At 62.5% G+C, this 7,810-nt stretch carries 5 protein-coding genes and 2 pseudogenes; 4 read left to right on the top strand and 3 right to left on the bottom strand.

All coding sequences use genetic code 11. The features are described 5' to 3' along the window. Positions 1–615 precede the first annotated feature (615 nt). Positions 616–792 (top strand): hypothetical protein, encoded by a 177-nt coding sequence (locus A9974_RS12365; protein ID WP_183004380.1) that lies wholly within the window; start codon positions 616–618, stop codon positions 790–792. 306 nt (positions 793–1,098) lie between these two features. Here A9974_RS12365 and A9974_RS29665 read toward each other — a convergent pair. The 3 genes and pseudogenes from A9974_RS29665 to A9974_RS12355 all read right to left on the bottom strand — a co-directional run. Then, positions 1,099–1,721, bottom strand: a pseudogene (locus A9974_RS29665) (DUF2332 family protein). Then, positions 1,621–2,055 carry a DUF2332 family protein gene (locus tag A9974_RS29660; RefSeq protein WP_220805928.1) on the bottom strand — a complete coding sequence of 145 codons (435 nt, stop codon included), beginning with the start codon at positions 2,053–2,055 and terminating at the stop codon, positions 1,621–1,623. Before A9974_RS29660 ends, A9974_RS29665 begins: the two are co-directional and overlap by 101 nt. A gap of 253 nt (positions 2,056–2,308) precedes the next feature. Next, positions 2,309–3,378 (bottom strand): annotated as a pseudogene (locus A9974_RS12355) (transposase); the annotation flags it as partial. Between the two features lie 360 nt (positions 3,379–3,738). Between A9974_RS12355 and A9974_RS12350 the strand changes: the two are divergent. The 3 genes from A9974_RS12350 (at position 3,739) to A9974_RS12340 (ending at position 7,712) form a co-directional block, all read left to right on the top strand. Continuing rightward, entirely contained in the window at positions 3,739–4,257 is a 519-nt protein-coding gene (locus A9974_RS12350; RefSeq protein ID WP_183004384.1) for a sigma-70 family RNA polymerase sigma factor, read from the top strand. Then, the gene (locus A9974_RS12345; RefSeq protein ID WP_183004379.1) at positions 4,254–5,216 is read left to right on the top strand and encodes a FecR domain-containing protein; all 963 of its coding nucleotides are present in this window, start codon (positions 4,254–4,256) and stop codon (positions 5,214–5,216) included. The genes A9974_RS12350 and A9974_RS12345 overlap by 4 nt, the downstream gene beginning before the upstream one ends. 87 nt (positions 5,217–5,303) lie before the next feature. After that, positions 5,304–7,712, top strand: coding sequence for a TonB-dependent receptor (locus tag A9974_RS12340; RefSeq protein ID WP_183004378.1), 2,409 nt, complete (start codon positions 5,304–5,306; stop codon positions 7,710–7,712). Positions 7,713–7,810 lie beyond the last annotated feature (98 nt).

Here is a 7,810-nt window from a genome sequence, read left to right as displayed (position 1 = left end):
GATCTACGGGGCGGCCGGTAGGAGAAGGCGTTGACCGTCGCAGCATGCCCCCTAGGTCTGGGAAGAGGTGTCCCACCGAGGCACCATGTGCGAAAATAAGCTCATGGCAATCATTCGCAAACGCCCACCTAAGACAACTGGGTACTTACCTATAGTTCGCTATGTTGTCCAAACCGGCTCGCCAAATCCGAAGAGCAAAGCTCCGCGGAAGTAAGCAGGCGAACCGGTGAGCGCCGCAAAGAATGCAGTGGATCCTAAGCCAGCTGCTAAGACGGCTAAAAAGCCCGGCCGAAGGCGGTTAGCTATACCGCTTTCGCGGCTCCAAAACGTACCGATCCTTGGGCGTTAAAAGGCCATTGAGATTGCCAAGCGCGCAGGGATCCTCGACGAGGCCGGCAACCTCCAGTCGTTCTACCGGTGAAAGCAGGACATCTGATTGTCGGGTACTACGGTTGCGATGCGGTAGTCCGTGACGACTTGGTCAGCCGACGAGTGGTATCCCTCGACCAGAGTCGCAATGATTACGACTGGCTTGGCCCTGGTGTCTAATTTTTCGAGAACGACGTAGAGCGAGCATTGCGCTTTGCTGAGCGCTCCCACAAGAAACCAGAGGCCATGTACACCAAACAGCAGATTGCAAGTCCGGCGGCGGTGGGGACGCTGATAAAAGTCAATCATTGGCTTGATATGACCACTCAGCTCGAGATGACGACATTCGCCAACGCGTACGATGCCTTTATTGAGGAAGTTCCTATGAAGGACGGCGTGCCGCGCCTCCCCTGTGAATGCTAAGGCACACGAAGGGGATCGAGACTTTATCTTGCGCAAGCTCGACAACGCGGTTTTCCCCTACCTTCATGGAATCATGGAGGAGCAGCGCGCTAAGGACAGGTATTCCGCGATGTCTCCAGGCGCCATATCCGCCGAGATGATGACGTCATCCGCACGCACATGCTTGCCGTCGGTAAGGCGATACGCCCCCACCCGCGGGTCGTATGAAGCACCTCCAGCGCAAATCTACCGTAAACGTCGAACTTCATGATATCTCCATGTGCTCATTAGATCTTTCCGACGGCGGTCAGCGAAGAAAGCGCTGAATCACAGCCGTTGCAGCGCGGCACCATGCGGGTCCGTCCAGGCCAACGCTTGGCCATCGGCGCATAACAGGAACATGCCGGACGGCTGCCGCGCGTCCGAAGGCAAGAATTGTGGAAATACCAGCGGACTTTCGTTGCTAATCCAGATGCAACCCGAGGCCAGCATGCCGCGTGCAAATTCATTTCGCTGTGCCTGATCCATAACGTAGTTCAGAACGGCGGAGTGATACACGACAACAGTCGCTTCCGCCGGTGCCTGTTCGATTAAGGAAGCAACAACCCGCAACAGATCGCCCCGGACGATCTGAGGTAGCTCGCGTCTGCAGATCCGTAGCGCCGACTGACGGCGGGTGAGTCGATCTTCATCATCGGGCACACCAAGTCCTCCAGCAACTTCCTATACTTGTCGCAACGGACGTCGATTGGGCTCAGGTCTAATCCCGCCCTCCACACAGTTTCAGGATAAGTGCGGGGCAGCGGGGCAGCGCCGGTGACCTCACAGGGGAAGACCGGATAGTCCGATTCATTGGGACAGGGAACCAGACGTTGTGAACCCCAGTCGTAGCCGTATTTCTCCATCAGCAGGCACAGCCCTGCAGAGGCCCCCACTTCGATTAGCGTTATCTTGCCACCGATTGAAGCGAGAGCGGGCATCAACACCGCACAGCGCCCAGGCTCGTGGTCTGTGCGGAACGAGCCAGCATAAGAGCCCGGATGGCGGCGCCATGTTGTGCCAGGCCTGCGTCGTAATCTGCAGTCGATGTGAGGGCGCGCCTACGGTATGCCGGAGCGCTGTAAACAGCAGATTGGGTTGCTGCTTATCTACAGGTAGATCGTTCAGAAATGCTAATGCGTTAGACGATTTCGCGACATGCAATGCCCATTGTTCATACAACGGCGAGCGACCCGCCGCCTCGATTTTGGCAACCCTTAAATAGCGGTCAGTAATTCGATCCATGCCATCTCCCACTACGCAGATGAGTCCGGGCAGATTAGCATCGCTCACGGGAATCAGCCACGCCGCTATGTAGACGCCCGCAGTTGCATGTTGACGCCGCGGTATGACTGCTTCTGGCCGATTCTGTTGAAAAACTCGATTGCTCGCGCGATTGGTCGCGCTTACAAGGCCGATGACTTGGCGGCTTTCGCCATTTTTTCGATTGGAACCGGGTACTGATGCCCGGTTGCCTTGTTAATCGGTGGGTTTCGCCTCAACTGGGCGCACCTGTGCCCTGAATCGGTGGCCCCGGAGAGGTAAGCATCGCAAGACGACGTAGGTTCTGAACGGCTGCTGCAAGCGTGAATTCGTCTGCTGCACCAGTAAGTCCGCGCAACCGCAAGCGGTCGATCTTCAAAATACGTTTGAGGTGTGCAAACAGCACCTCGACTTTCTTTCGTTCGTGACGTGAGCGCTGGTACTGCACGGTGGCGCCGATACGCCTGGCGGCATCGCGTGCATCCTCGTGAATGCTGCGAGCGATCTTGCGCATCGGCGTATTGGGGCAGCATTGCGACTTCATCGCGCACTTACCGCAGTCCGTTTTGCTGGCTCGGTAGATTACGGTGCCCGCCTTGGTGACGTGAGTGCGTTCGATCTTGAACGTGTGCCGCTCGCTGCGCAGTGCATGCCCCTCGGGGCAACGATATTCGTTGGCCTCGCCATCCCATTCGAAGTCGCTGCTCGATAGACTGTCGTCCTTGCGCTGGGTTCTGTCCCAGACGGGGACGTGCGGCTCTATCCCCTTGTCTTGCACCACCACGCCAGCATCGGCGCCGTGCCGTAAGCGGTATCGCCGATGAGCCGATCAGGGATGATGTCGAATCGTTCCTCGACACGATCCACCATCGTCTTGGTAGAGTCCACTTCTGCGGTGCGATGTGCAGGGGTGGCTTCGACGTCGAGGATCACGCCATGCTCGGTATCGATCAGATAGTTTGTCGAATAAGCGAAGAATGCGGGACCGCCAGGGGCGGCCGTCCACCGTGACTGCGGATCGGTCAGCGAGATTCGCCGGGGAACGGCTTGTTCGAACGCTTCGTCGTCGAGCGCTTCGAGATACTCGCGCACGGCACGCGTGCTGAGTGCGGGGTTCGACCAGTCGGTGGCCTCACTGGCAGGAACACCGCGCTGGCGGTTCGCATCAGCAGCCACGACGCTGGCATCGACAGCGAAGCCTTCGCCTTTTACTAGGCCCGCAGCCATGCAACGACGGACCACTTCATCGAACAACCAGCGGAAGGTATCGCTGGCGCGGAAACGTCCATGTCGGTGCTCTCCGAACTCGTTGGCGCTTTGCAAATTCTGCCAGACGACCGAGACGGCCGCGAGTTTTTCAACAGAATCGGCCGGAAGCCGACATTCGTCCCGCCTAACCGGTCCAGGAGATGACCGACGGCGCGACGGACGCAAACGCGTATGGGGCGATGCGCCGGAGGGGACGGGCGGTGCTGGCCGGTGAGGGGGGCCGCAAGCGCCTGGCGCGCTCGTGCTGGGCGGCCGGACGGCATCAACACGCCGAAGGCATTTGGCACGCACATCCGTGCAGATATAGGCTCAGCGCATCGACGCAGCCATATTGGGAACATCTGATATAGAATGAGAGCGATTCCCATTCATGATCAGACCGCCCGCCGCGCCGCCATGCTCCCGCCTTCCACGCTTACATCGGACCTGCACCTTCTGGCCCGCATCTATACAGAAGACAGGCCTTGGCTGCTGGGCCGCCTTTACACCCGGCTGCGCAACATCGAGGATGCGGAGGACGTCGCGGGCGACACGTTCGTGCAGTTGATCCAGACCCCGAAGCTCGCCTTGGCGCGCGAGCCCCGTGCGCTCATCATCACGATCGCGAAGCGGCTGATCTGGAAGCTGTGGCGCCGCCGGGAGCTGGAAGCTGCCTGGTTCGAAAGCCTGCTCGACAAGGGCGAGCAGTTCGCCCCGTCCCCGCAGGAGCAGCTCATCATCCTGCAGACGCTGCACCAAGTGGACCAGATGCTCGACGGCCTGTCGACCAAGGCGCGTGCGGCCTTCCTGTACAGCCAGCTCGACGGCCTGACGCACAAGGAGATCGCCGCCGCGTTGGGCGTATCGGTGAGCATGGTGCGGCAATACATCGCGCGGGCGCTGCAGCGCTGCTATGCGCTGGCGGAGGCGCCATGACCCGCGAGCAGGCAACGGCCGACGCGGGCGACCGCGCGATCGGCTTCTGGCTGAAACTGACGTCCGGCGAGGCGACGGACGCCGACCGTAGCGCATGCGCGGCGTGGCGCGCGGCCGATCCGGCTCACGAAAGCGCCTGGGCACGGCTGCAGCAACGGCTGAGCCAGTCGGTGGGGCGGCTGGAAACCGTGATGAAGAATGAGCATCACGCCTTGCGGCGCACGCTGCTGCGTCCCGCGCGGCGCCGCGTGCTGCTCAATGCCGCCGGCCTGGTGGGCGCGGCGGTGGCCGGGGCCTGGGCGGCGAACCGGGTCTCTCCGTTGGGCAATCTGGTGGCAGATCTGGGCACCTCCACCGGAGAGCGCCGAGAGTTCACGCTGCCGGACGGCAGCCTGCTGACGCTGGACGCACGCAGCCGGGTAGACCTGGAGTTCACGGCACAGGCGCGCAGGGTGCGCCTCCTGGAAGGCGCCCTGATCGTACAGCCGCACGCGGGCCACCCCGCACTGTTCGACGTGCATACGCCGCACGGGCAGGTCCGCAGCGCGGGGGCCGGCTGCATGGTCCGGCTGGAGCCGCAGGCCAGCCTGGCGGTGGCGTTGCAAAGCCGTATCGAGGTTCTTCCGCGCAAGGCCGAGCGCCTGACGCTGGCCGCCGGGGAGGGGGCGCGCTTTGGCGATGCCTGGGCGGACCGGCCGCTACGCATGGAAGACGCGGCATCGTGGCGCGAAGGGTGGCTCAAGGCGCGCGACCAGCCGTTGGGCGAGATCGCCGCTGCGCTGGGGCGCTACCGGACGGACTTGTTGCGCGTGAGTCCGCAGGCCGCCGCCCTTGCAGTGTCCGGCCTGTACCCGCTGGACGACACCGACCGCGCGCTCAGCGCGCTGGAACATACCTTGCCGATCAAGGTCAGTCGCTACACTCGCTGGCTGACCTTGATCGACGTACGCTCGGCCTGACCGATTTTTTTCGCATGAGGACTGTCACTTTTCCGATCTCACGGCACATGTCTACATATCGCTGTGTGCAACGTATCGGAGATCTTCATGCGCGTCTTACCTGTTCCCCATGTTTTATGTGTCGCCGTGGTCCTGGCGGCATCCAGCCTCGCCCAGCCGGTCCATGCCCAGCCGCGCGCGGCGATCGCGTTCGACCTGCCCGCTGCCAGCCTGGACGCCACCCTGACCGAGATCGCCCGGCTGGGCAGAACCGTGGTGTCCTACGATCCGCAACTGGTCCGCGGCCTGAATGCGCCCGCGATCCACGGCGTCTACAACGTCGATGCGGCGCTGCGCGAGGCGCTGGCGGGTAGCGGCCTAGAACCCACGCGGGCCTTGGATGGCACGCTGACCTTGCGGCGCACGCCGAACGCACTGGCGACCACGCTCGCGCCAATCACCGTGTCGGGCCTGCAACCGCCCACGGATACTGGCGGCACCTACGTGGTGCAGGTGACCAACAGCGCCACGCGCCTGAATCTGTCGCCGCGCGAAACGCCGCAGTCCGTGACGGTAGTGACGCGCCAGCGCATGGACGACCAGTCCATGCAGAACCTGGACGACGTGCTGCAGGCCACCACAGGCATTTCCGTCATCCAGAACGGATCCGAGCGCTCGGTCTACCAGGCGCGCGGCCAGTTGATCGACAACCTGCAGATCGACGGCGTGCCCGCCAACATCAGCAATGCCTATTCGTTCGACGCCATCAACAAGCCCACCACCGAGATCTACGATCGGGTCGAAGTGGTGCGCGGCGCCACCGGCCTGCTGGAAGGGGCCGGCAATCCGGCGGCGGCGATCAACCTGGTGCGCAAGCGTCCCGGCATGGAAACCCAGGGTGTGATGACTCTGTCGGCGGGGTCCTGGGACGACTACCGCACCATGCTGGACGTGTCCTCGCCGCTGAACGAGGCCAAGACGCTGCGCGGCCGCGCCGTGATGGCGTACACCAACTCGGGCAGCTTCAAGGAAAGGGCTGGCAAGGAAAATCAGCTCTTCTACGGCATCCTGGAGGGCGACATCACTCCCGCGACGACCCTGACGGCGGGCTTCAGCTACCAGAAGGACCGCAACCAGGGCTATGACTGGTCCGGGCTGCCCTCGCGGGCCGACGGCTCGTTCTACCCGATGTCGCGCAAGACCTCCCTGGTGGGCGACTGGAATTACCTGGACAAGCGCAACACCAACCTGTTCGCGGACATCAAGCATGAGTTCGCCAATGGCTGGAAGCTGACCGTGGCCGGCAACTGGCTGTCCGCCAAATCCGACTTCCTGGGCAACTACACGCAGCGCACGACCGGCGACGTGTTCACGCTGAACCCCCGCCTCTTCCAGTACGACGACACGCAGTGGGGTCTGGACGCCTATGCCTCCGGCCCGTTCCAGTTGCTGGGCCGCCAGCACGAACTGGTGATCGGCGCGTCCACGCGCAAGGACGATTTCAGCTACCACGGCGGGCGCGATGCCAGCTACCGCTACCTGGTGGACATGAACAACCTCGGCGCCTTCGATCCGCCAGCCCCCACCGGGCTGGACGCCCACATGTGGCAGTACAACATCACGCAGAAGCAGCAGGGCATCTACACGGCCGGCCGTTTCAGCCTGACCGACAGCACCACGTTCATCCTGGGCGCGCGCATGAGCTGGTTCGAGTTCGACCGCTTTGCCCAGACTACCGTGCGCACGGAAAGCCGTTATGAACAGCGCGGCAAGATCACGCCGTATGCCGGCGTGGTGCAGGACCTGAACGAGAACCTGTCGGCGTACGCCAGTTATACCGAGATCTTCAAGCCGCAGGAGAACATCGGCGTCGACGGCAACGTACTCAAGCCGATGACCGGGCAGAACTATGAGATCGGCCTGAAGGGCGAATTCATGGACCGCCGGGTCAATGCCGCGCTGGCCATGTTCCAGACGGACCAGAAGGGCCGGGCGGACCTGATCAGTGACATCGACGAGTGCCCGCCAGGGATCTTCTCGTGCTACCGCGCGGCCGAGAAAGTGCGCAACCGCGGCGTGGACTTCGAGATCAACGGCGCGATCACGCCGGCCTGGAACGTCAGCCTGGGCTATACCTACACGCAGTCGAAGTATGCGCAGGGCCCGCTTTCGGGCCAGGCGTTCGCCACCACCTATCCGCGCCATCTGCTGAAGGTGTCCACCGACTACCGTTTGCCGGACCATCTGAACAAGCTGCGCGTGGGCGGCTCGATTTACGCGCAGAGCGACATCTACAACGCCAGCGGTCCGGATGAGGACGAATACCGGATCTCGCAGTCGCCCTACGCGCTGGTGGGACTGCACGCGGTCTATGACGTCAACAAGAACCTAGCGGTGCAGTTCAACGTGGACAACCTGTTCGACAAGAACTACTACCAGTCCGTCGGCAACACCAATTACTGGAACTTCTTCGGACAGCCCCGCACGTTCCGGCTGGCGTTGCGCGCGACGTTCTAGCCGCCGCTCTGGCCCGGAGCGGCGGGTCCGCGCCCGGGACATCGCCCTACCCTTGAGAACTACCTGGGGAAGTTAGATGTCCGATCCTGGCCGGGAGC

Origin of the sequence: Achromobacter sp. UMC71 (genome assembly GCF_014170305.1) — a bacterium.
Classification (GTDB): domain Bacteria; phylum Pseudomonadota; class Gammaproteobacteria; order Burkholderiales; family Burkholderiaceae_B; genus Achromobacter.
This window is presented reverse-complemented; position numbering and strand designations above follow the sequence as displayed.

Excerpts from the sequence above, each read along its gene's own strand:
- A9974_RS29660 (WP_220805928.1), bottom strand. The coding sequence starts at position 2,055 with ATGGATCGAATTACTGACCGCTATTTAAGGGTTGCCAAAATCGAGGCG.
- A9974_RS12350 (WP_183004384.1), top strand. The coding sequence starts at position 3,739 with ATGCTCCCGCCTTCCACGCTTACATCGGACCTGCACCTTCTGGCCCGC.
- A9974_RS12340 (WP_183004378.1), top strand. The coding sequence starts at position 5,304 with ATGCGCGTCTTACCTGTTCCCCATGTTTTATGTGTCGCCGTGGTCCTG.
- A9974_RS12365 (WP_183004380.1), top strand. The coding sequence starts at position 616 with ATGTACACCAAACAGCAGATTGCAAGTCCGGCGGCGGTGGGGACGCTG.
- A9974_RS12345 (WP_183004379.1), top strand. The coding sequence starts at position 4,254 with ATGACCCGCGAGCAGGCAACGGCCGACGCGGGCGACCGCGCGATCGGC.